This window comes from Pseudomonas fragi, assembly GCF_900105835.1.
In the GTDB taxonomy this organism is placed as follows: Bacteria; Pseudomonadota; Gammaproteobacteria; order Pseudomonadales; family Pseudomonadaceae; genus Aquipseudomonas; species Aquipseudomonas fragi.
Window position 1 is genome coordinate 924,216 of record NZ_LT629783.1, and the last position, 23,556, is coordinate 947,771.

Sequence of the window (23,556 nt, forward strand, 5' to 3'; positions counted from 1 at the left end):
CTGCCAGTATGACCCCGGGCGCGGTCATAGGTTGCGCCCAGTTTATGCCTTTTGTACCAACGGCAGGCAAACCCTGAACAAGGCCCCCTCACCCAGCGTGCTCTGCACGCTGATGGTGCCGCTGTGCGCAGTCACAATCTGCTCCGAAATAAACAGCCCCAGGCCAAGCCCTGCGGTCACATGGCTGGCCGATACCCGCTCAAATTGCTGGAAAACCCGCTGCTGGTTTTCTGCGCTGATGCCAATGCCCTGGTCGCGTACATCCACCACGGCCTGGTCATTTTCGATATAAACCGCTACATCAATGGGCTTTTTCGCGCCATAGCGCAAGGCATTGGTCAGCAGGTTACTGATGACCTGCTCGATCCTGAATTCATCCCACTGCCCCACCACCGGTTGCCCGGCCGTGAAGTTGACGCTCGATTGCGCCGCGCTGATCTGCGCGGCAAAGTTTTCCAGCAACCGGGCCACGACCTGGGTCAAGTCAACTGGCGCAGGGCGAATGGACAGCTTGCCGGTGCGGATGCGCGACACGTCGAGCATGTCTTCGATCAGGCGGATCAGGCTCTGGATCTGGCGCTCGTCGCGCTCGACCATCGCCTGCATCTTGTCCAGGGTGAATGCCGCGGCATTGTCCCGGGCCAGGTGCATCTTGCGCAGTTGGGTTTCCAGAATCAGCCCGTTGAGCGGCGTTCGCACCTCATGGGAGACGATCGACATAAAGTCGTCGCGCATGCGCACTGCATGCTCCAGTTCCACCTGGGTCAGCTGCAACTGCGCCAGCAGGGTTTCCTGCTCACGGCGACTCTGCTCCAGGGCTTCGACCTGCTGCTTCATGGCCTTGCTCTGGCGATACAACTCAACGAACACATTGACCTTGCTCTTGACCGCATGGATATCCAGCGGCTTGTGCAGAAAGTCCACCGCGCCGCTTTCATAGCCCTTGAAGGCATAGTTCATCTCGCGCCCGGCGGCACTGACAAACACGATGGGGATGTTTTTGGTCTTGGCCGTACCCCGCATCAGCTCGGCCAGCTCAAAACCGTTCATGCCGGGCATCTGCACATCCAGAATGGCCATCGCGAACTCGTGCTGCAGCAGCAGCGACAGCGCTTCGTCAGCCGACAGGGCCTTATACACGATGCGGTCCTCGCGCTTGATCAGCGCTTCGAGGGCCAGCAGGTTTTCCGGCAGATCATCGACGATCAGCAGCTTGGCTTTGATTTCATTCAGTAGCATTGGCTATGTTCCAGCTCGACAAGCAGACGGCCAATGCCGCGCAAGGGAAGGATGCAGTCCGGTTGAAAAAGCTCCAGGGCTGCGCGGGGCATGGTCGCCACCTGGGCTTCGTCCGGGTCCTGGATAATGGTCAGGCCGCCCGCCTGATTGACCTGGCTCATCCCTCGCGCACCATCGCGATTGGCACCTGTCAACAATATCGCGGCCAGGCGCTGTTGATACACATCGGCCGCGGACTCAAAAAGGTAATCGATTGCAGGCCGCGAGTAATGCACCGGTTCCTCCTGACTCAGGGAAAAACTTTGATCCTGCTCCACCGAGACATGGTAGCCGGGCGCGGCAAAGTACAAGGTGCCCGGCACAATCGGCTGTTTGTCCTGCACCTCCCTGACCGGCAGGGCCACGCGCTGGGCAAACACTTCGGCGAGCTGGCTGCGTCGCTCGTCGGGCAAGTGCAGCACCACGATGATCGGCAGGGAAAAATCAGCCGTGAGTTCGGCAAAAATCGTCAACAACGCTTCGACCCCACCCGCCGACGCGCCGATCACCACTGCCGCTACCTGTCTGTTGTCAGCCACAGGGCTGTGCCGGGCTGTCATAGCTTGCGGTAGATCCGTTCGTGTTTGAGCACGGGGGTGAATTGCTTGCTGTAATCCGAAAAATCCAGGGTTTCCTTACTGCCCAGCATCAGGAACCCGCGGTGGCACAGCGACTCGTGAAACAGACCAAAGGCTCTGTTTTGCAAATCTTTATTGAAATAAATCAATACGTTACGACACGAAATTAAATTCGTTTCCGAGAACACGCTATCGGTCGCCAGGCTGTGATCGGCGAAGGTCACGTTCTCACGCAGGCTCTTGTCGAAAATCGCGTAGTCGTAGGCGGCGGTGTAGTAATCGGCAAACGAGCGCTGACCACCGGCCTTTTGATAGTTGTGGGTATAGGCGCGGATATTCTCCAGGGAAAAAATCCCCTGCTTGGCTTTTTCCAGGGACCGCGGGTTGATATCGGTGGCGTAGATGATGGTGCGATCGAGCAAACCTTCCTCGCGCAGCAGGATGGCCATTGAATAGACCTCCTCGCCGGTGCTGCAGCCGGCAATCCAGATTTTCAGCGACGGGTAGGTCTTGAGGATCGGCACCACCTCCTGGCGAATGGCCAGGAAGTGCTCCGGGTCGCGAAACATCTCGCTCACCGGGATGGTCAGGAACTGCAGCAACTGCATAAAGGCCGTGGGATCGTGCAGGATGCGTTCCTGCAGGGCCGAGATGGTGTTGCAGTCGAACTGACGCAGCGCATGATTGACCCGGCGCTTGATCGACGCACCGGAGTAATCGCGAAAGTCATAACTGTATTTGAGATAGATCGCTTCAATCAGCAGCCGTAACTCGATATCGGTGTTCCGTTGCACTTAGAGTCGTTCCATTTTCGGTAGCCAGACCCGGATCAACGAAAACAGTCGGTCCAGATCGATAGGTTTGGCCAGGTAATCATTGGAGCCTGCCTGCAGGCAACGCTCCTGATCGTCCTTCATTGCCTTGGCCGTGACCGCAATGATCGGCAGCTTGCGCCAGCGCGGGTTCTTGCGAATTTCGACGGTGGCCTCGTAGCCATCCATTTCCGGCATCATCACGTCCATCAGCACCAGGTCGATGTCTTCGACTTCATCGAGGCGCTCGATGGCTTCGCGGCCATTACGCCCGATCACTACGATGGCGCCCTTTTGCTCCAGAGCGCTGGTCAGGGCAAAGATGTTACGTACATCGTCATCCACAAGCAGAATCTTGCGCCCCTCGAAGACCTTGTCGCGGCTGCGGGCGGTCTTGAGCATCGTTTGCCGCTCATGGGACAACTGAGATTCAACTTTGTGCAGAAATAATGTCACTTCATCGAGCAAACGCTCCGGCGAACGGGCGCCCTTGATGATGATCGAGCGCGAATACTTGCGCAGTTCGGCCTCTTCATCACGGGTCAGGTTGCGCCCGGTATAGACGATAACCGGAGGGAACGAGCAGATATCCTCGGTGGACATGCGCTTGAGCAAGTCGTTGCCGAGCATGTCCGGCAGCTTGAGGTCGATGATCATGCAGTCGTAGATATTGCTGCGCAGCAGGTCCAGCGCTTCCTGGGCGTAGCCAACGGCGGTGATTTCAATGTCATCGTCGCCGATCAGGCGGGCAATGCTGTCGCGCTGCAGGTCGTCGTCCTCCACCAGCAGCACGCGTTTGACCTTCTGCGTCAGCTTGGCCTCCAGGCGGGCGAAGACGTTTTTCAGTTCTTCACGGGTGGTCGGCTTGACCGCATAGCCCACCGCGCCCATATGCATCGCAGCTTCGACCCGATCCTCGACGGAAATCACATGCACCGGGATATGCCGGGTCGGCGCCAGCGCCTTGAGGCGCTGCAGCACGGTCAACCCCGAGTGATCGGGCAGGCGCATATCGAGCAGGATCGCGTCGGGAATAAACTGCGCGGCCAGGCTGAAGCCTTCGTCCGCACCGTGGGCCACCAGGCAGCGATAACCCAGCTCATGCGCAAGATCGAAGAGGATGTTTGCAAAGTTGGGCTCATCTTCAATCACCAGGATGCAGCGCGTGGTGAACGGTGCCTGCTCACGGTCATCCATAAAGCGTGCAATGTCTACCGGCGGCACAACGGCCGGCAGCGGCTGGGGCCTGTGGGCCACTGCCGCCGGCCGTGGCGCAGGAGCAGCGGACAGTTGCGCCAGCTCCTGGGCCGACTCCACATACTGCTCCGGCAACACCAGGGTAAAGGTACTGCCCTGCCCCGGCTCGCTACTGACCGTGATCGAGCCACCGAGCAGGGTCGCCAGGTCGCGGGAGATCGACAGACCCAGGCCCGTGCCACCATAACGACGGTTACTGGTGCCATCTGCCTGGCGGAAGGCTTCGAAAATGCTTTCCTGCTGATCCGGGGCGATACCTATGCCGGAATCGGTCACGGCAAAGGCAACGCCTTCCCCCGGCTCGCGGGACACGACCAGGCTGACCTGGCCTTTTTCGGTGAACTTGACCGCATTGGACAGCAGGTTTTTCAGGATCTGCTCCAGGCGCTGACTGTCGGTGTAGATCATCGGCGGCGTGCCGGGCTGCAATTGCACATCAAAGCTCAGGGATTTTTCCCCGGCCAGCGGCTGGAACATGCCGCGCAGACCTTCTACCACCCGCGCCACACTGGTGTTCTCGGGGCGCACTTCGAGCTTGCCGGCTTCGACCTTGGAGATATCCAGGATGTCGTTGATCAGGTTGAGCAGGTCATTGCCCGCCGAATAGATCGACTCGGCAAACTTGACCTGCTCTGCACTGAGATTCTGCTGCGGGTTTTCCGACAGCAGCTTGGCCAGAATCAACGAGCTGTTCAGCGGCGTGCGCAGTTCGTGGGACATATTGGCGAGGAATTCGGACTTGTACTTGCTGGAGCGCTGCAACTCATCGGCGCGTTCCTCGAGCTGGATTTGCACCCGGTTAAGCTCGGTGTTCTTGCGGTCCATCGCATCGCGCTGGCCAGCCAATTCTTCGTTGGTCTGCTCAAGTTCGGCCTGCTGGGTTTCGAGGCTGGTTTGCGACTCTTTGAGAATACGCGACTGCTCTTCGAGTTCTTCGTTGGCAGTTTTCAGCTCTTCCTGCTGGACTTGCAGTTCCTCGTTGAGCTGCTGTGTTTCGGCCAGCACCTCTTGCAGGCGCTGACGATAACGGGCGGCTTCGATCGAAGTGCCAATATTGTCGGCAATCAGTTCAAACAGCTCGATATCACGCTCGTTCAGCGGACGCAGGAAGCCCAACTCGATCACGCCGTTAACCCGATCATCATCACTGGTCGGGATCACCAGCACACTGTGCGGGCTGCCCTGACCCAACCCGGAGGTTACCTTGAGGCTGTAGTCTGCAGGCACGTTATCCAGACGAATCAGCTGATCTTGCTGTGCGGCTTGCCCGACAATGCCTTCATCGTTGTGAATCAGCTGGTCTTGCGCTTCTTGCTCACGGGAGAAACCATAGCTGGCGACACGCTTGAGGCCACCGTGGTCTTCACGCACGTAAACTGCCGCCACCACCGACCCCAGATACTGGGCGCAGAACTGCAGGATATTGCGCCCCAACATGTTCAGGGTCAGACGGCCCAGCACCTGTTCGGCCAGTTCAGTCTGGCCGTTACGCAACCAGGCCTGCTGTTCAAGGCGCTGCGCAGTCTTGATCTGCGACTCGAAAGCATTGTTGTAACTCTCTGAAAGACTGAGCAAATCACGGCGACCGATATAAGCCAAAAAGCCGCCCAGTCCCAATACAAAACACAAGTACAGGGCAATACTGATAATCGTGGTACGGCTCACATCTTCGCTGCGCGCTACGCGCAGTTGCTGCTCCATTTGAATGAAGTCGTCATATTCCTTACGAATTTCATCACTCAGGCGTTTGCCACGGCCGGCTTGCACGGCCGAGCGGTAATCGCCGTCCTGACGGCGCAGCTCGACCATCGACTGTGCGTAGGTGTTCCACTCATCCTGCAGTGCCTCAAGCCGCTTGAGGCGGTCAATCTGCTGCGGGTTATCGCTGACCAGTTCCTGCAAGCCTTTCAATTGCACATTGATTTGCGGCTTGGCGACCGCATAAGGGTCGAGGAAATGCTCATCTCCGGTGATCAGAAAGCCGCGCATGCCGGTTTCCAGGTCCACCGTCAACCGCACCGCTTCGTTGGCATTGCTGATGACCCGATCACTGTGCTCAACCCAGCGGCTTACCGACAGCGAATAGCTGACCATAACCACAAACAGGGCGGCACTGAGCGCGCCGACGGCCAGCGGCAAACCGACGTTGCGACTCAGGAGCTTGCGAAAGCTTCGCTCGTCGATTGATGCAGGTGAGTTCATTTTCAGGCCCGTGAAAGTCATAAAAAAACTGGAGTTTGCCGGATTATCGAGCAATAGTTCTATTTTCTTACCTTTATATACGTTTTTACACACATACAGATGCAGGTGACGGCTATCCTTGCTGCCTGTGAGAACCGCGTTTAATTTTTTATCGAGATCATGATTATGTCCGCAACACCCTCCACCATCCTTGTGGTCGAAGACGACGCCATTGTTCGCATGCTGATCGTTGACGTCCTGCAAGAACTGGAGTTCAGCGTGCTTGAAGCCGACGGCAGCGAGCGCGCCCTGGAACTGCTTGAGGACACAGCCCGTAACATTGACCTGCTGATGACCGACGTTGGCCTGCCGGGCATGGACGGCCGCACCCTGGCGACCAGGGCCCGGGAACTACGCCAGACATTGCCTGTGCTGTTTGCCAGCGGCTACGCCGAGACCCTTGAGGTTGCAGAAGGCATGGCGGTGATCGGCAAACCCTTCTCCATTGACCAACTGCGTGCCAAAGTCAAAAGCATGTTGGTGAACGTCTGACCTGTAGCCGCTGCCGCAGGCGGCGATGGGCTGCGCAGCGGCCCTGCTTTTTGAAGGTAATGCGGCCCTTTTCGCAGCCTGCGACAGCGGCTACAACGGCCCCTTGAATTGACGGCTCTCACGGGCTGTGGTTTCCTACACATCTTGTATCAGGTGCCCTTCACAGGGTGAAACGGGAAACCGGTGCGTCAGGCGTTATGCCCTGACAAGCCCGGCGCTGCCCCCGCAACGGTAAGCGAGAGAAACATCACGTCCACTGTGCCGAAGGCATGGGAAGGAGATGTTTGCAGGCTCAACCCACGAGCCCCTCGCAAGCCCGGAGACCGGCCTGATTATTTCGAATAACAAACCCGCGGTGGGCGGGCGCTGTTAAACCCTGCGGGCTTCGTTCGCGGGGTTTTCTTGCGCTTTGCTGCCCGTCGTCCGACCCGAGGCAAGCGCCATGTCCGTCAGCACCAGCCGTACCCATTCCGCCGCTACCAGCACCACCCAGAGCCAACGCATCGTCGCTGCTGTCGGCGCTGCCGTACTGGGCGCGTTCCTCGTCTACTTCGCCGGTTTCTCCCATATCGATGCCGTTCACAACGCAGCTCATGACACCCGTCACAGCTCCGCCTTCCCGTGCCATTGAGACTGCCTGCCATGATCAAGCGTATCGCTCAAACCGCAGGCTTTACCGGCCTGCTGGCTGCCCTGCTGCTGACCCTGCTGCAAAGCCTGTGGGTCGCCCCGCTGATTTTGCAGGCCGAAACCTACGAAAAACCTGCCGCCAGTGAAGTGCATGAGCATGCCGACATGGCCATGCCTGCCCATGAGCACGATGCCGAAGCCTGGGAGCCGGAAGACGGCTGGCAGCGCGTACTGTCCACCACCGGTGGCAATCTGGTGGTGGCGGTGGGCTTTGCCCTGATGCTGGCAGGCCTGTACACCCTGCGCGCCCCTACCCGCACGTCCCAGGGCCTGCTCTGGGGCCTGGCTGGCTACGCCGTGTTTTGCCTGGCACCGACGATGGGCTTGCCGCCAGAACTGCCGGGCACCGCCGCGGCAGATCTGCTGCAACGCCAGCTCTGGTGGGTCAGCACTGCCGCTTCGACGGCCGTAGGCATTGCCTTGCTGGTGTTTGGCAAGCATTGGGCACTCAAGGTACTGGGTGTAGCGATTCTGGTAGTGCCGCATATCTTTGGCGCACCGCAGCCACTGGTGCATTCCAGCCTGGCACCGGAGGCACTGGAGTCGCAGTTCAAAATTGCCGCGCAACTGACCAACCTGGCCTTCTGGCTGGCCCTGGGCGTAATCAGCGCCTGGTTGTTCCGCCGCAAAGCTGAAGGCCAGTACTCGGCATGACGGCAACTCGCACAGCGCCAATCCTGGTGATTGGCCTGGGCTGCCGCCGGGGGTGCAGCGCGCAAGCGCTGCGGGCGCTGATCGAACAATCACTGGCCCGGGCCGGGCTCACACTGGATGGGGTGCAGGCCCTCGCCAGTATTGATCTCAAGCGTGACGAACCGGGGCTGGTGCAACTGGCAGCGCAACTGGGACTAGAGCTTGAGGTGTTCAGCGCGGCACAGCTGGATCGGTATGCTCCGCAACTGAGCCATCATTCAGCTATTGCCTACGAGCAAACCGGCTGTTTTGGCATTGCCGAAAGTGCTGCCCTGGCGCTGGCCGAACAACTCGCCGGCACACCTGCCAGCCTGCTGGTCACACGCCAACATACGGCCGAAGCAACCTTTGCATTGGCCTGCGCCCGGCAAAACCCGCGATAATCCCCCGCCTCACTATGAGCGTTGTTCAAGAACAGCTCTACCTCGACCCTTTCAAGAGACTGCCATGACCGTCTATTTCATCGGCGCCGGCCCCGGCGATCCAGAGCTGATTACCGTCAAGGGCCAGCGCCTGATTCGCAGTTGCCCGCTGATCATTTACGCAGGCTCCCTGGTGCCCGAAGCGGTGCTGCAAGGCCATCAGGCCGAACAGGTGATCAACAGCGCCGAGCTGCACCTCGAGCAAATCATCGACTTGATCAAGGCCGCCAACGCCAGGGGCCAGGATGTGGCTCGCGTGCATTCCGGCGACCCGAGCCTGTACGGCGCGATTGGCGAACAGATCCGCTGCCTGCGGGAGCTGGGCATTGCCTTTGAAATCATCCCCGGGGTCACGGCCACCGCGGCCTGCGCGGCGATTCTGGGGGCTGAGCTGACCCTGCCGGATATTTCGCAAACCGTCATTCTGACCCGCTATGCGGAAAAAACCGTGATGCCTGCAGGCGAGGAACTGGCCAGCCTGGCGCAGCACAAGGCGACGATGGCAATTCACCTGGGGGTCAAGAACCTGGAAAATATCGTCGCCGAACTGACCCCCCATTACGGCAGCGATTGCCCGATTGCGGTGATCCATCGGGCCAGCTGGCCGGATCAGGACTGGGTACAGGGCACGCTGGCAGACATCGTGACCAAGGTCCAGGCCAAGGGTTTCAGGCGCACGGCGCTGATTCTGGTGGGCCGGGTGCTGGCCAGTGACAGCTTTGCCGATTCGTCGTTGTACCGCGCGGGACATGCGCATTTGTACCGGCCATAAACGACACTTCCCCTTGCAGGAACTGGCTTGCTGTGGGAGCGGGCTTGCTCGCGATCCAGGCGCTGCGGTCTGTCAGGTAAACCGCAGCGATTCCATCGCGGGCGAGCCCGCTCCCACAATCAAGCGTTCTCCCACAAGGGTTGAGCCGTCGCGCAGGCATAAAAAAACGGTGCTCACGGGGCACCGTTTTTCTTCAGCTTCGCAGCGAACGCCTTTTTAGTAGTAGGCGTTTTCTTTCTGCGAGTGGTCTGTCACATCACGTACGCCTTTGAGCTCCGGCACACGCTCAAGCAAGGTGCGCTCGATACCTTCACGCAGGGTCACGTCTGCCTGGCCGCAGCCCTGGCAACCGCCGCCGAACTTGAGCACCGCAATACCGTCTTCAACCACTTCGATCAGGCTCACCTGACCACCGTGGCTGGCCAAACCGGGGTTGATCTCGGTTTGCAGGTAGTAGTTGATGCGCTCGTTGATCGGGCTGTCGGCATTGACCATCGGCACTTTGGCGTTGGGCGCCTTGATGGTCAACTGGCCACCCATGCGATCGGTGGCGTAGTCCACCACAGCATCGTCCAGGAACGGTTCGCTGAACGAATCGATCCAGGCCGTGAAGCTTTTCAGGCCAATGGCGGTGTCTTCAGGTTTGACTTCAGCCGGCTTGCAGTAAGCAATGCAGGTTTCAGCGTACTGAGTACCGGGTTGGGTGATAAAAACGCGGATACCGATACCCGGGGTGTTCTGCTTGGACAGCAGATCAGCCAGGTAATCGTGGGCAGCGTCGGTAATCGTTATGGCGCTCATGGAATCTCCTCGCAGACATGGGACGCAGTTTACGCCAATCGGCGCGCCTGACAAAGTCCTAGTGTTTTTGTCAGGAAAGCTGCGTCCCATTCGTTCAATTTCAACCGTCCCTTTACAGGTTTTCGTAACGGTTCATGTCCAGTACGCCTGCTTCCACCGGGTCGGTTTCATTGATGTACTGGCCTATATCATGGAAGTACTGCCAAAACTGCGGGTGGCTGCGGCGAATGCCCCACCGCTCGACGATGGTGTCGAACGTTGCCTGATCCTTGCATTGCTCCATCGCCTCGACAAAGGCTTCGACCTGGCCTGCCGGGATATTGAACATAAAGTTGGGGTAGCTGCTCAGCACGCCCGGGTAGATGGTCAGGGTGTCCAGCCCCGGCTCCAGGCGGTATTCCTCACCCAGCATAAAGGCCACGTTGGTGTGCGCGCGATTGCGCAACATGCTGTACATCTCGCGCTTGCCGTCTGCACCTTCGATACGCAGCATGGTGGCTTCAGGCAACTGGTTGATCACCGCCAGCCCCGCTGCCGGGCGCGAGGTCAAGCGGCTCAGGGATTGCTCGGCGTACCTGAACTCCTGTGGGATATTGGGCCGTGAGCAGTAGGCACCATTGCAGCGGTTGATCGGATCGGGCCTTGCATTGAGGGTGCCGGTGCGCTCAATCAGCTTGAGGGCGAAGTCACGCTTGGGGTCGGCCGGGTCGAGCTTCATGCCGGTCGGGGTGTCAGTGTCGATTTTCTGGTAGTCCATCCACATCTTCAGCTTGCCGCTGTTCTGATACCAGTCGCTGAGGATCGATGCGCGGGAATCGGCGGGCATCAGGCGCAGGAAGTTGACCTCGGCACCGTTACGAATCAAGTCGAAGTACAGACGTGTCTGAGCCTGGTGCGAGACATTGCCGAAGACGTCGAAATTGACTGCCAACTGGTAGTAGGTCCGTTCCAGCAACGGGTAGTCGAACAGCCACATGGTCTGCGGGATCTCGCCGATCAGGCCCTTGCTGACACTGGCACTGTCAAAGTGGCGGAATACCGTCAGCAAGGCGTTGTCATTGCCCGCCCACAGGGTCGACCAGCTCGGCGGCGGCATGTCGGCATAGGCTTTTTGCCGCAGCTTTTCATAGTCGTTGCGCTTGTCGCGGTAGTTGTGCCACAGGGAAATCACGCTGCCAACGTCGTCGATCTGCCCGGGCATGGCCAGCAAGGGTGTTGCCAGGCCTCGGTACACCGCATCGGTGACATAACGGTCGCGAGCCGGTTCCTGGAACACGGTCCAGAAATTGTCGCGGATTACATCGGTGGCAATCTGCCCACGGCACACCGGACCGCGGATAAAGGTGCGCACGAAGTATTCGGCGTTATCGAGCATAAACTGATAGCGCGCGACCGCCGGGATGGCTTCAAAGGTTTCAAACGGGTTGGCCCGCCCGCGTGGCCCATAGCCAGGCAGCTTGGTGGCATGCCAGTCACCGCTGTAGAACAGCTGCTTGACCCGCGCCAGCTTGTGCGCGCCCATCGGGTAGGTGATGTGGGTTTTATGCACAATCACACCTTGCACCGGCTGCAAGCGATAGTAAAACGCTGTGCCCGGATCGTCGTTGGGGCGACGCGTGGCAATCAGGTCAACAGGTTGCCCGCTGGGCGTGCGCGACCGCACCCACTGGAAGTAATGCCCCGGCACACCGTTGTCAAAATAGGTATGGGCGAGGAACAGGTGCTCGTACAACCAGCGCGCCACCAGTGCTTCAGTGGAACCCGGGCGGTTGAACAGCTCTTCCCACTCGGCAATCTGCGCCGCCTCGACCGCTGTGGGCTTGATGGCGTTCTGATCAACTTTCGCGCCCTGGGCCAGCCAGGTCTGCACGGTGCTGTATTGCTGGTCGGTCAGGCCGGTAACGGCCAGCGGCATGCCCTCTTTGGGATGGCTCTGGGCATAGGCATTGAACTCGCCGGGCGCCGGGCAGACGTTCTCGCGGTTCAGGCCCAGAACGATTTCTTCGGGCAATTTGGCATTCGGGGTCAGCGGCGTGCTGTGACCCAGCTCCAACATGCGCGCCATCAGGGCCGCCTGCGCGCCCTGGGCGTCAAGCACCGAGTAAAAACCTTTGTTGCGCCATTCAGTGGGGCCGCTGGCATCGTAGAAGATCCGCGTGGGGGCCACGGCATCGACGCGATCACCCTTGTACACCGGCACCTTGCTGGCACCCCGGGTCGCGCCTTCCGCACTGCCCAGGTTTAACTGGCAAGCGGCGTCGTTGCAGGCATGGCAGGCCACGCATTTTTCGGTAAGGATCGGCTGTATGTCCCTGGTGTAGGAAATAGCCGGGCTAACCAACGGGGCCTGTGCCAACGCTGTACTGCACACCACCAGCGTCACGGCGCTGGTGAGTAGGCGAAAAAACATGTGCCAGTGTCCTGATATCAAAAATATGTCGCGATTCTACCCGTCGAACAAACGTCACAACATGAATCAAATTCATGCAAATCAGCAGACGCTCAAATCCCACGCAGGTTTGTTATGATTTCGCATCTTTTGCATGGCTCTAACAGGTAGTCCTATGTCTGACCGCAGCGCTCGTCTCCAAGCACTTCAGCAAGCCCTCAAAGAGCGCATTCTGATTCTCGATGGCGGCATGGGCACTATGATCCAAAGCTACCGTCTAGAGGAACACGACTATCGTGGCACACGCTTCGCCGACTGGCCGAGCGACGTCAAGGGCAACAACGACCTTCTGGTGCTCACCCGCCCGGACGTGATCGGCTCCATCGAGAAGGCGTATCTGGATGCGGGTGCCGATATTCTCGAAACCAACACCTTCAACGCCACCCAGGTTTCCCAGGCCGACTACGGCATGCAGGCACTGGCCTACGAACTAAACGTAGAAGGCGCCCGCCTGGCGCGCAAGGTTGCCGACGCCAAGACTCTGGAAACCCCGGACAAACCGCGTTTTGTCGCTGGTGTACTGGGCCCGACCAGCCGCACCTGCTCGTTGTCCCCGGACGTGAACAACCCCGGCTACCGCAACGTGACCTTCGATGAGCTGGTGGAAAACTACACCGAGGCCACCAAGGGCCTGATCGAAGGCGGCGCCGACCTGATCCTGATCGAGACCATTTTCGACACCCTCAACGCCAAGGCCGCGATCTTCGCCGTACAAGGCGTATTCGAAGAGCTGGGTGTCGAGTTGCCGATCATGATTTCCGGCACCATCACCGATGCCTCCGGCCGTACCCTGTCGGGCCAGACCACCGAAGCATTCTGGAACTCGGTGGCCCATGCCAAACCGATTTCCGTGGGCCTGAACTGCGCCCTGGGCGCCAGCGAACTGCGCCCGTACCTCGAAGAACTGTCGAACAAGGCCAGCACCTACGTTTCGGCGCACCCCAACGCCGGCCTGCCCAACGAATTCGGCGAGTACGACGAACTGCCGGCCGAAACCGCCAAGGTCATTGAAGAATTCGCCCAAAGCGGTTTCCTCAACATTGTCGGCGGCTGCTGCGGCACCACGCCGGGGCATATCCAGGCCATCGCCAATGCCGTGGCCGGTTATGCGCCACGCCAGATCCCGGATATTCCAAAAGCCTGCCGCCTCTCCGGGCTGGAACCGTTCACCATCGATCGCAGCTCGTTGTTCGTCAACGTCGGCGAGCGCACCAACATCACTGGCTCCGCACGCTTTGCCCGCCTGATCCGCGAAGACAACTACACCGAAGCCCTGGAAGTGGCCCTGCAACAGGTTGAAGCCGGTGCACAGATCATCGACATCAACATGGACGAGGGCATGCTGGATTCGAAGAAGGCGATGGTCACCTTCCTCAACCTGATCGCCGGCGAGCCGGATATCAGCCGCGTCCCGATCATGATCGATTCCTCCAAGTGGGAAGTGATCGAAGCCGGCCTCAAGTGCATCCAGGGCAAGGGCATCGTCAACTCCATCAGCATGAAAGAAGGCGTGGAGCAGTTCATCCACCACGCCAAACTGTGCAAGCGCTACGGCGCCGCCGTGGTGGTGATGGCCTTCGACGAAGCCGGCCAGGCCGACACCGAAGCGCGCAAAAAGGAAATCTGCAAACGCTCCTACGACATTCTGGTCAATGAAGTGGGCTTCCCGCCGGAAGACATCATCTTCGACCCGAACATCTTCGCCGTGGCCACCGGCATTGAAGAGCACAACAACTATGCCGTGGACTTTATCAACGCCTGCGCCTATATCCGTGACGAGCTGCCCTATGCGTTGACGTCCGGTGGCGTGTCCAACGTGTCGTTCTCGTTCCGCGGCAACAACCCGGTGCGTGAAGCCATCCACTCGGTGTTTTTGCTGTACGCGATCCGCAATGGCCTGACCATGGGTATCGTCAACGCCGGCCAGCTGGAGATCTACGACCAGATTCCGGCCGAGCTGCGCGATGCCGTGGAAGACGTGGTGCTCAACCGCACCCCGGATGCCACCGATAACCTGCTGGCCATTGCCGACAAGTACAAGGGCGATGGCAGCGTCAAGGAAGCCGAGACCGAAGAGTGGCGCAGCTGGGACGTCAACAAGCGTCTGGAGCATGCACTGGTCAAGGGCATTACCACCCATATCGTCGAAGACACCGAAGAGTCGCGCCTGTCGTTCAAGCGCCCGATCGAAGTGATCGAAGGCCCGCTGATGTCGGGCATGAACATCGTCGGCGACCTGTTTGGCGCGGGCAAAATGTTCCTGCCCCAGGTGGTCAAATCTGCCCGGGTGATGAAACAGGCCGTGGCCCACCTGATCCCGTTTATCGAACTGGAAAAAGGCGACAAGCCTGAAGCCAAGGGCAAGATCCTGATGGCTACGGTCAAGGGCGACGTGCATGACATCGGCAAGAACATTGTCGGTGTGGTGCTGGGCTGTAACGGCTACGACATCGTTGACCTGGGGGTGATGGTGCCTGCGGAGAAAATCCTGCAGGTGGCCAGGGAGCAGAAGTGCGACATCATCGGCCTGTCCGGCCTGATCACGCCGTCGCTGGATGAAATGGTGCATGTGGCCCGCGAGATGCAGCGTCAGAACTTCCATCTGCCGTTGATGATCGGCGGCGCGACCACCTCCAAGGCGCACACCGCGGTCAAGATCGAACCCAAGTACCAGAACGATGCCGTGATCTACGTCACCGACGCCTCCCGCGCCGTGGGCGTGGCCACCCAGCTGCTGTCCAAGGAGCTGAAACCGGCATTCGTCGAGAAAACCCGCGAAGAGTATGTTGAAGTTCGCGAGCGCACCGCCAACCGCAGCGCCCGCACCGAGCGCCTGAGCTACGCCGCTTCTGTCGCCAAGAAACCGCAGTTCGACTGGGCCAGCTATCAGCCGGTCAAGCCGACCTTTACCGGCGCCAAGGTGCTGGACAATATCGACCTCAAGGTGCTGGCCGAGTACATCGACTGGACACCGTTCTTTATTTCCTGGGACCTGGCCGGCAAGTTCCCGCGCATCCTCACCGATGAAGTGGTGGGCGAAGCGGCCACGGCGCTGTACGCCGATGCCCAGGAAATGCTCAAGAAGCTGATCGACGAAAAGCTGATCAGCGCCCGTGCGGTGTTTGGTTTCTGGCCAGCCAATCAGGTCAACGATGACGACCTGGAGCTGTATGGCGACGACGGCCAACCTTTGGCCAAGCTGCATCACCTGCGCCAGCAGATCATCAAGACCGACGGCAAGCCGAACTTCTCCCTGGCTGACTTCGTTGCGCCAAAGGACAGCGGCGTGACCGACTATGTGGGTGGTTTTATCACCACCGCGGGGATCGGTGCCGAAGAAGTGGCCAAGGCTTACCAGGATGCCGGTGACGACTACAACTCGATCATGGTCAAGGCCCTGGCCGACCGTCTGGCCGAGGCCTGCGCCGAGTGGCTGCACCAGCAGGTGCGGACCCACTACTGGGGCTATGCCAAGGACGAGCAACTGGCCAACGAAGAGCTGATCAAGGAGCAATACAGCGGCATCCGCCCTGCTCCCGGCTACCCGGCGTGCCCGGATCACACCGAGAAGGCCACGCTGTTCAAGCTGCTTGATCCAGAAGCCGAAGAAATGCGCGCAGGCAAAAGCGGCGTGTTCCTCACCGAACACTACGCCATGTTCCCGGCGGCGGCAGTCAGCGGCTGGTACTTTGCCCACCCGCAAGCGCAGTACTTTGCAGTGGGCAAGGTCGACAAGGACCAGATCGACAGTTACACGGCACGCAAGGGCCAGGACCTGAGCGTGACCGAACGCTGGCTGGCACCAAACCTGGGCTACGACAACTGATAGACACCCAGGGGGAGCGGGCTGCCCGCTCCCCCACCGTCAAGCCCCTTCAATACTGCTGATCGCCTGCTCTGTCAGGCGCTCACGCAGTTGCCGTTCCTCGCTTTTCTTCTCTTCGTCCAGATCGTTGATGTCTCTCTGATAGTCATCCCCAAGATCAGCATGGCGTTCTTCCAGGGCTTTGTGCTCCTGGGCAAAACGCTGTTCAAGCTCCACGAACGCCTGGGGGTACTGGCGTTTGAGATAACTCGTCCAGTAATCCTGCTCAAGCAACTGCGCCATAAAAGCCGGGGAGCTTTCTGCTGCCTTGATTTTCAGGTAGGCGCTCTCGATATCCAGCGCGCTGACCTTGGCCGCATGCCTGTAATGCATGTCCTTGGGCTGTGATGGCAGATCCAGGCGCTTGCCCAGGCTGATGCGGTAGGCCAGGCGCACTTCGGCGATATCTGCGCCCCGGCGGTTCAAACAGGCCATTTGGGCAATATCCTCCAACTGCCCCAGACGGAACAGACGCCTGGACAGGGCCAGCAATGCCGGGCCTTCCTGACCCGCCACTACCGACTTCAAAGCGTTGAATTCGTAGACCTTCACTTCCAGATCGCTGAACAGCAGGATGCGGCCATCACCACAGGTCACATCAGAACGCCCCATGACAAACAGTTCGTCGCATAGCCGGGTATCCGACGCCGCAGCCTGCAGCACATTCAATACCCGCTGGGTCAAGCCGGCCCGGTCCTGGATAAAGTCCTGGGTAAATTGCAACTGGTCAAGCAGGTAGAACAGCCCCCTGCCCTCACTGCGTGCCCACAAGCCATCCCAGATGCCATGCAGGGGCGAGTCCTGGGCCACGCCCTGCAACCAGCGGGCCTTCTGCTGCGCCACTTGTGCCGGGCTCAAGTCATCAAGATGGTCCAGGTTCTCATCACCGACAGGGGCAGGGCCCTGCTCATTGTCACTGTCGGAACTGTTGTCGGTGTAGGCCAGCCCGTCGTCGATGTCTTCAGGAGACAAGCCCATGTCGTTGCCTGAAAAGTCGATGTAGTCGCGCAAGGTTTCATACCCTGCGGCCGAAAGCGGATTATTGGACAGATCGGTGTGCGCCATAAGCCCGTCGTTGTCACCTTCAAACAACTCCACCGGAATATTCTCGATCTGGTTGCCGCTCAGGTTGAGGGTCGTCAGCGTGGGGGTAGTGAGCGCCCGGGTTGGCCAGCGCACCAGGCGATTGCCTTGCAGGTTCAGGGTTTGCAACTGGTTCATGCCGCTCAGGTCGAAGCTGGCAAGCCGGTTGTAGCTCAGGTCCAGCCACTGCAGATGGGCCAGGGAGCGCAACGGGCCGTAACTGTCCTCGGCCTGCAAATGGTTGCGCGAGGCTTCCAGCCGCGACAGGTTCTGCAAGGAACCCAGCCCCTCCGGCAAGCGGCTCAGCTGGTTGTTGTTCAGGTGCAGGCTGCGCAAGGCCGGAAACTCGCAAATAAAGGCTTGAGTACCGCGGGAAGTGATGCGTACGCCACTGAGGTTGAGGGTGGTGACATGCTCCTGGGCGACGCTCAGGGCCGGTATGTCCCCCAGGCACAGATCGGAAAAGTCCAGGGTCTGGCCCTCCTCGCCCCTGGCGGCGGTCACCCCCTGGCGCCAGCTCCCCATAAGCCGGTCAGCCGCGCGCCGACGGTCGACGGCACTGACCCAGCGTCCGCCTTCCCGGTGCCCCGGGGTGTTGATCCAGTCATTGAGGCGCTGGACCAGCACCTGGTGCTGGCGATGCAATTCGCCAAGCCGCGCGTCAATATCCAGTACCGCCATACCCTCTGCCTGCCACCGATCCAGACAGGCCACCGCGTCCTGCAGGCTCAGGTCCGGGTTGACCTGCTGCAGCAAGGCGGTACGACTGGATGAGGGGTTGCCCGGTTCAAACACAGGTGCAGGCCCGGGCACCACTTCATCCGGGCTGAATACTGGCCCGTCGGCCAGCAGCAGGTCTGGCTGGTCGTTCACCAGTACGGGGAAATACTCCGGGCTGCCGCCGGTCCTGCCGGCAGCCAGCAACCCGGTTGCAATATTGCTAACCCTGTCACGCCCTGTGCGCCGAGCATAAGTGAGCAAGTCCGCGCAGCTTTGCGCAGTCAGGCTGCAACCGTTGAGTCGCGTGCCCTGCAGCAACCCGTCATGACCACTGAGCAGGGCATCGGGCACGGTCCTGATGGCGCTGCTGCTCAGGTCCAGCTGGCGCAGGCGTGGCAACTCCAGCACCCCGGCCGGCCAGCTCTTGATACCCGTATGGCTGAGGTCAAGGGACTCCAGTCGGGTCATGGTGCTGACGTCCAGAACCGTGACCCGATTGCCCTGCAGGTTCAGACGCTCCAGCCGGGTCAACCCGTTCAGGCGGGTTTGCACCGCCGGGGTGATGATCAATTCGTTATGGGCCAGATTCAGGCCGGTCAGCTGGTGCATTTCACCCAAGGCCTGTGGCAACGTGTCCAGGCCGTTGCGACTCAGGTTCAACTCGCGCACATGCTCGAACGAAACCAGGAAGCGCTCCAGCAACTCCAGCCCAAGGCCCAGTTCGCTCAAGTTGAGGCTGTGGACATGGGCAAAGGCCGCCTGGCCCGGCAACACTGGCAGATCACTTATCGGGTCACCCGCCAGATCCAGCGTCTGCGCGCCGGGTGTAGCTCGCCACGACGGCCCGGCTGCGGATTCTTCCAACCCCAGCCGTGGCTCTATGCCAGCACGCCAGCAACGCAGAAACCTTTCTCCCGCCTGACGGCGAAACAGCGTGTCGGCGCTGGCCGGTTCACTCTCGATCCAGGCATTGATGCCATCGGTGAGGGCCTGATGCTCCGCCTGCAAGCCATTGACCCGTTCCAGCAGGCGGGCGACAGCGTTTTCGTCCTGGCCCAGACTGGCCATGAGCGAACGTGCAAACTGGCGGTCCCGGGGCAGGAAGCGGGTCAGGCAGCCGGAGCAGTAAGCGCTGGACCACATGTGCAGGTCCACCCCAGTGGCAGGGTTTTCACGCAGGTACTCACAGGCCTTCATCGCGGTGCGCGCTTCAATCCCGGACCAGTCCAGCAACAGGCCCCGCCAGAGCCTTGGATGGCCGGCAAACAACTCGTCGGGCAAGGTCTTGAGTGAAGTACCAAACAGGTCCAGGGATTCGAGGTGGGCCAGTTCCAGCACCCCGGCCGGCCAGTGTTCCAGCCGGCCACTGACGCGCAGCAGGCGCAGTTGCGGCCAGCCACTTGCATCCAGGGTACCCACAGTGCCTTTGAGGGTCAGGGATTCGAGCCGGGCCAAGCCCTCCAGGCGCGCCAGAAATGCCCTGGGAAACCCCTGCCAACTGGCCTCCAGCGACAGTTGCGTAACAGCGGGCAACTGCGTCAATGCATCGGCCACGGCCGGCATCTGCCCCTGCTCCATGCTCAGCTCCAAGCTGCGCACAGCACCAAAGCGCTTGACCAGAACGCCATCGGGCTCGCTCAGCAACAGGTCGGCGCTGAGCTTCAAGGTCCTGACATGGGAAAAATCAGCTTCCAGCACCGGAAAATCACCTGCGGCGCTCAAGTCAAACCCGAGATCAAGATAGGCAAAAGGCTGCTCGCTGCGCTGCAACCCTTGCCGCCAGCATGTGACCAGGCGGTCAGCGGTCAGGCGCCGTACCCGCTGATTCAAAGGCCCGTTAGCTCCCGATGCCCAGTTCTCCAAGGTGGCACGCAGGGCATCCAGCTCCCGCTGGCGGGCGGCGAGAAAATCGAAGATCTGCCGGTCTGTCTGTGCGCTCGCCATGTGCTCGCGCACAAAGGCTTCGGCCTGCTCGTCGCTCAGGTTGGGGTAAATATCGCGCACCCTGCTGATCAAGGAAGGGTTGACCTCCGCCCCTGCCCCGCGGCCCGACAAGGCATAGCCTACCTTGCCATTGAGCCGTTGCCAGCCGGGCCTTGCGCGTATCGGTCGCATATGCAGTGCGCCCGCCATCTCATTGCGATGGGACGTGGCATAAGCAGCCATTGCTTCGTCCTGCGCTGTGCCCTGCAGGCCGCTTGCATGCAGCCTTGCCTCGATGGCCAGGCGCTCGCTGTCAACAGTTGCCAGCTCCGGCACATACAGCCCGGCCAGTGCCCGGTTCAGGCGCCCTTGCTGGGCGTAATACCGCGCCAGATCGTCCAGTTCCCTGGAGCCCTGGCCTGTCAGGCGCAGGCGCGCCAGGTCACTGGCTGCGGCATACCCGAGGACTTCCCGGGCAGCATTCCCGGTCAGCATCGGGAAGCGGCGACGCAGCCGCTCAAGATCCGGCCCGCCGCTGTCAACAGCCGCGCCCCGAGCACCGTTGGCACGCCCGCCCGGCTCCCGTGCGGCCCTGAACTGCGCCAGGGTGTCCTGCAACAATGCCGGCACCGGCAGGCCGTCCATATGCACCCTGCGCAATTCCTCATCCGTTACCCCGCTCACATCGCCAATCTGCACCAGTACCTGGTCATCAAAGAAGCGGGTTTCGTGCCCAAGCCGCCGCAGCAGGGTCAAGCGCTGCCACTGCAAGGGTTGCTCATGGCTATGGCGCCAGGCGCCCGCATGGTTGTGCTTGAGCAGTGGCTGGTAGGCGCTGTTGTCGCCGGGGTGCCTGACCCTCCAGGCATCGAGCTTCGGATCGTAGACCTGTTCGTAGAAGTGCCGGTCTATCCGCACATAGGTTTTGCCCTCCAGCCGATACTGGCCCAAGGCATTGGGCTCAACCTGCGGGTCGAACGACTCGGCGCACCGATAGGGCTCAAGTTCAGGGCGCCACAGGCGTGTTTGCCCGTCAGGCAAGACGATCGGTACAAGCCCCTCGCCCCAGCGCGCCGTTGCCTTCGCCAACCGGCCGCCGATAACGTGGCCGGCGGCCCCCGTCACACCGGTGACGGCGATATTCAGGGCAATGGACTCCATATGGGACCAGGCCTGCTGCACATCGCCCACATTCCATGCTTCGATGCCGTGGCAGACATCCATGCCCATCTGCAGTGCAATTACGGCCATCATCACCTCCCCGGCCCCCGGGATAAAAAACGCCGCCACATTCAGGGTATCCAGACCGATGCCCAGGTAGTACTCCAGGCGCTCCTGCAGCAACTTGCTGTCGGCATCGGCCGTGGGCACCGCCAGCACGCGGGCATTGGCCTTGAGCCGGTCCAGGTGCTGGTGGTTGAGGGTCGTGAACAGCTCATGGGCTGGGGTATCAATGCCGACCAGCGCCAACTTGAGATCAACTTCGTCTACATACACCGGCGGCACCTGGCCGGCAGGGTCTGGTCTGGTCTGGTACAAATGCTGATTGAGCCGCGCCATAAAAGCCCCGGCGCTGCCCTGGGGTAGCAGGCTGGCGATCAGTTGCCGACAGCCCGGATCGCGCAGGTTCAGTCCCAGCTCATACTGGAACGCCTCGAATGACGGGTACTCCTTGAGGGGGGTCACAAGAGCCCCCGGGATATAGACCACCACCGGCTCCATGTCCGGCTTTTTCATGACGGGTACGCCATCAAGGCCGGTATGCCCCCACTCCAGTACCGGCCAGCGGGACCGGTACGGACCGATGACCAGCACCTCATCCAGGGTCATGCCATAGATCTGGAGACGGTTGAACGCCACGGGCTTGCCATAAAGCTGCGGGTCCCGCTGACGTTGCAGCAGGGCCATGACCATTGCATGGGCTGCCTGGCTGACATGGCCCTGGATCAGCGCCGTATGCAGGCGAACTGCAAGTAGCTCGATCTGCGCCCGGATCATCAGGGACCGCACGGCTGGAGGGTCGAACACCTCATTCAAATGCGCCTGGTACTGCTCGCCCAGGTCCAGCGCTCTGCAGATTTGTGAGAACACCTGGGGGCTCATGGGCAAGGTTTGCTGATAACTGAAACCGGCCACGGGGTTCAGGTTGTCCAGTTCCTGCTTGACCTTGTCCACCGGCCAGGACGAACCGTGGACTAGGGTATCGGCGAGCATGGCGGGGTAATCGGGACCGGTTTGCGGCACAAAGCGTTCGACGGGCAATGCCCCCGGCGGTGCCAGCGCACTGACCTGCCCGGCCACCCGCTGATTGAAGTCTTCGTTACCCTCGAAGTTCGACAATGCCGCCTGCAGCAGGGTCTGTTGCTGTACTGGTCGGTTACGGCGCAGATAAAACAGGCGGTCACTGTTGATGTCCATTGCCCGGCCCTGGCCCTGATGGCTCTGCAGGGCCTCCTGCAAGCGCGGCTCGGCAAACTGGGTGATGCCCTGCAGATGCCCGAGCGCCAGAGCCAGCGCCTGATTGGCGGCGCGACTGCGCAGCTGGCTGACCAACAAGGCCTGGATCTGCCATGACGGGGCGCGGGCGAAACGGTTGTCGATATCCACCGGCTCGGTGTAGCCCGGGAACAGCCCCGGCTTCAGGCGCTTGATATCGTCCGCCACAGTGTGTTTGACCCAGGCGGGCATTTTATTGCTGATAAAGGTGTCGTACGGCCCTGACTCTGCCGGGGAGTGCAAACTGTCCATGGGATGCCTCTGGCTGAAAACCCGTTTGAATGAGTCGCCAGTACAACCAACACGGCATCGCCAAAGGTGGTAAATATTTATGCAGGAGAAAATTGACTAAGCTCAGGGATATCGCCGCTTCACCTCAGACAGTCGAGGCACTTATGGACGATCCTGCCGACAACAAGCCACCTACCCTGTGGCAAGTGCTGCACAGCGTAATGGCCGCCGCCTTTGGCGTACAAAGCGCCAAAAACCGGGCACGCGACTTTACCCACGGCAAACCCGCCCATTTCCTGGTGCTGGGCTTACTTTTTACAGCGGTATTTGCCCTGACCCTGTACGGGATCGTCACCCTGGTGCTGCATCTGGCAGGGCTCTAGCACGGGCTTGTGGTGGGAGCGGGTTTGCTCGCCCCCACAAAGGAGCCTTGAAAACCGGCTGATTTTACCCGCCAGTTACTGGTGGCTGACCCAGAACACGGCTGTCGCCACCACCAGCACAATCAGGAAGAAAATCGCCCAGGCATCGACCTTGCTGTCGCTTTTACGGACTTTCACGGGAGTACTCATCGCATCGCCTCTTTTCGGTTTTATGGGTGATTGCTTGAAGACTTCAACTGAGTTAAGTCCAGCCATGCCCTTCCCACAAGTAAGGGATTGAGAATCAACCGCTTATAGTCGTTTTGGTTCTTTGCATATGCTTAAACATCACTTTTGCGCATAACTACAAACTGGTATCGTGCCCCGCTCC

Annotated in this window: 14 protein-coding genes and 1 riboswitch; of the genes, 7 read left to right on the top strand and 7 right to left on the bottom strand. The window is 60.2% G+C overall.

Translation table 11 applies throughout. The features are described from left to right. Positions 1-42: 42 nt before the first annotated feature. The 4 genes from BLU25_RS04000 to BLU25_RS04015 are packed head-to-tail and all read right to left on the bottom strand — an operon-like array spanning position 43 to position 6,127. Complete coding sequence (locus tag BLU25_RS04000) at positions 43-1,239, bottom strand: hybrid sensor histidine kinase/response regulator (RefSeq protein ID WP_016781093.1); 1,197 nt, start codon at positions 1,237-1,239, stop codon at positions 43-45. After that, positions 1,230-1,838 carry a chemotaxis protein CheB gene (locus BLU25_RS04005; RefSeq protein WP_016781094.1) on the bottom strand — a complete coding sequence of 203 codons (609 nt, stop codon included), beginning with the start codon at positions 1,836-1,838 and terminating at the stop codon, positions 1,230-1,232. The genes BLU25_RS04000 and BLU25_RS04005 overlap by 10 nt, the downstream gene beginning before the upstream one ends. Further along, entirely contained in the window at positions 1,835-2,650 is an 816-nt protein-coding gene (locus BLU25_RS04010; RefSeq protein ID WP_016781095.1) for a CheR family methyltransferase, read from the bottom strand. Before BLU25_RS04010 ends, BLU25_RS04005 begins: the two co-directional genes overlap by 4 nt. Continuing rightward, positions 2,651-6,127 carry a response regulator gene (locus tag BLU25_RS04015; protein ID WP_083369858.1) on the bottom strand — a complete coding sequence of 1,159 codons (3,477 nt, stop codon included), beginning with the start codon at positions 6,125-6,127 and terminating at the stop codon, positions 2,651-2,653. A gap of 165 nt (positions 6,128-6,292) precedes the next feature. On the opposite strand from BLU25_RS04015, the gene BLU25_RS04020 reads away from it, so the two are divergent. From BLU25_RS04020 to cobM, 5 genes are all read left to right on the top strand, one after another. Continuing rightward, the gene (locus tag BLU25_RS04020) at positions 6,293-6,658 is read left to right on the top strand and encodes a response regulator (protein ID WP_016781096.1); all 366 of its coding nucleotides are present in this window, start codon (positions 6,293-6,295) and stop codon (positions 6,656-6,658) included. Between the two features lie 134 nt (positions 6,659-6,792). After that, positions 6,793-7,004, top strand: a riboswitch (cobalamin riboswitch). A 96-nt stretch (positions 7,005-7,100) separates the two neighbouring features. After that, positions 7,101-7,289, top strand: a complete 189-nt coding sequence (locus BLU25_RS04025) for a CbtB domain-containing protein (protein ID WP_081481042.1) — start codon at positions 7,101-7,103, stop codon at positions 7,287-7,289. An 11-nt stretch (positions 7,290-7,300) separates the two neighbouring features. Then, positions 7,301-8,002, top strand: coding sequence for a CbtA family protein (locus tag BLU25_RS04030; RefSeq protein WP_016781098.1), 702 nt, complete (start codon positions 7,301-7,303; stop codon positions 8,000-8,002). Beyond that, on the top strand, positions 7,999-8,424 hold the full coding sequence (locus BLU25_RS04035) for a cobalamin biosynthesis protein (RefSeq protein WP_016781099.1): 426 nt from the start codon (positions 7,999-8,001) through the stop codon (positions 8,422-8,424). Before BLU25_RS04030 ends, BLU25_RS04035 begins: the two co-directional genes overlap by 4 nt. Before the next feature lie 64 nt (positions 8,425-8,488). After that, positions 8,489-9,235, top strand: a complete 747-nt coding sequence (gene cobM / locus BLU25_RS04040; RefSeq protein ID WP_083369531.1) for a precorrin-4 C(11)-methyltransferase — start codon at positions 8,489-8,491, stop codon at positions 9,233-9,235. Between the two features lie 216 nt (positions 9,236-9,451). Here the strand turns inward: cobM and nfuA are convergent, their stop codons facing one another. Both nfuA and BLU25_RS04050 read right to left on the bottom strand, forming a co-directional pair. Then, positions 9,452-10,036 carry a Fe-S biogenesis protein NfuA gene (nfuA, locus tag BLU25_RS04045; RefSeq protein WP_016781101.1) on the bottom strand — a complete coding sequence of 195 codons (585 nt, stop codon included), beginning with the start codon at positions 10,034-10,036 and terminating at the stop codon, positions 9,452-9,454. Between the two features lie 112 nt (positions 10,037-10,148). After that, the gene (locus tag BLU25_RS04050; RefSeq protein WP_016781102.1) at positions 10,149-12,446 is read right to left on the bottom strand and encodes a fatty acid cis/trans isomerase; all 2,298 of its coding nucleotides are present in this window, start codon (positions 12,444-12,446) and stop codon (positions 10,149-10,151) included. A gap of 154 nt (positions 12,447-12,600) precedes the next feature. Here BLU25_RS04050 and metH point away from each other — a divergent pair, with 154 nt between their 5' ends. Continuing rightward, positions 12,601-16,311 (top strand): methionine synthase, encoded by a 3,711-nt coding sequence (gene metH / locus BLU25_RS04055; RefSeq protein ID WP_016781103.1) that lies wholly within the window; start codon positions 12,601-12,603, stop codon positions 16,309-16,311. Positions 16,312-16,350: 39 nt separating this feature from the next. Here the strand turns inward: metH and BLU25_RS04060 are convergent, their stop codons facing one another. Further along, positions 16,351-22,824 carry an NEL-type E3 ubiquitin ligase domain-containing protein gene (locus BLU25_RS04060; protein WP_083369532.1) on the bottom strand — a complete coding sequence of 2,158 codons (6,474 nt, stop codon included), beginning with the start codon at positions 22,822-22,824 and terminating at the stop codon, positions 16,351-16,353. A gap of 143 nt (positions 22,825-22,967) precedes the next feature. On the opposite strand from BLU25_RS04060, the gene BLU25_RS04065 reads away from it, so the two are divergent. Continuing rightward, positions 22,968-23,186 carry a DUF2970 domain-containing protein gene (locus tag BLU25_RS04065; RefSeq protein WP_016781105.1) on the top strand — a complete coding sequence of 73 codons (219 nt, stop codon included), beginning with the start codon at positions 22,968-22,970 and terminating at the stop codon, positions 23,184-23,186. Positions 23,187-23,556: the final 370 nt, after the last annotated feature.

Excerpts from the sequence above, each read along its gene's own strand:
- BLU25_RS04050 (WP_016781102.1), bottom strand. The coding sequence starts at position 12,446 with ATGTTTTTTCGCCTACTCACCAGCGCCGTGACGCTGGTGGTGTGCAGT.
- BLU25_RS04000 (WP_016781093.1), bottom strand. The coding sequence starts at position 1,239 with ATGCTACTGAATGAAATCAAAGCCAAGCTGCTGATCGTCGATGATCTG.
- BLU25_RS04060 (WP_083369532.1), bottom strand. The coding sequence starts at position 22,824 with ATGGACAGTTTGCACTCCCCGGCAGAGTCAGGGCCGTACGACACCTTT.
- metH (WP_016781103.1), top strand. The coding sequence starts at position 12,601 with ATGTCTGACCGCAGCGCTCGTCTCCAAGCACTTCAGCAAGCCCTCAAA.
- BLU25_RS04020 (WP_016781096.1), top strand. The coding sequence starts at position 6,293 with ATGTCCGCAACACCCTCCACCATCCTTGTGGTCGAAGACGACGCCATT.
- cobM (WP_083369531.1), top strand. The coding sequence starts at position 8,489 with ATGACCGTCTATTTCATCGGCGCCGGCCCCGGCGATCCAGAGCTGATT.
- BLU25_RS04030 (WP_016781098.1), top strand. The coding sequence starts at position 7,301 with ATGATCAAGCGTATCGCTCAAACCGCAGGCTTTACCGGCCTGCTGGCT.
- BLU25_RS04015 (WP_083369858.1), bottom strand. The coding sequence starts at position 6,127 with ATGAACTCACCTGCATCAATCGACGAGCGAAGCTTTCGCAAGCTCCTG.
- BLU25_RS04035 (WP_016781099.1), top strand. The coding sequence starts at position 7,999 with ATGACGGCAACTCGCACAGCGCCAATCCTGGTGATTGGCCTGGGCTGC.
- nfuA (WP_016781101.1), bottom strand. The coding sequence starts at position 10,036 with ATGAGCGCCATAACGATTACCGACGCTGCCCACGATTACCTGGCTGAT.
- BLU25_RS04025 (WP_081481042.1), top strand. The coding sequence starts at position 7,101 with ATGTCCGTCAGCACCAGCCGTACCCATTCCGCCGCTACCAGCACCACC.
- BLU25_RS04065 (WP_016781105.1), top strand. The coding sequence starts at position 22,968 with ATGGACGATCCTGCCGACAACAAGCCACCTACCCTGTGGCAAGTGCTG.
- BLU25_RS04005 (WP_016781094.1), bottom strand. The coding sequence starts at position 1,838 with ATGACAGCCCGGCACAGCCCTGTGGCTGACAACAGACAGGTAGCGGCA.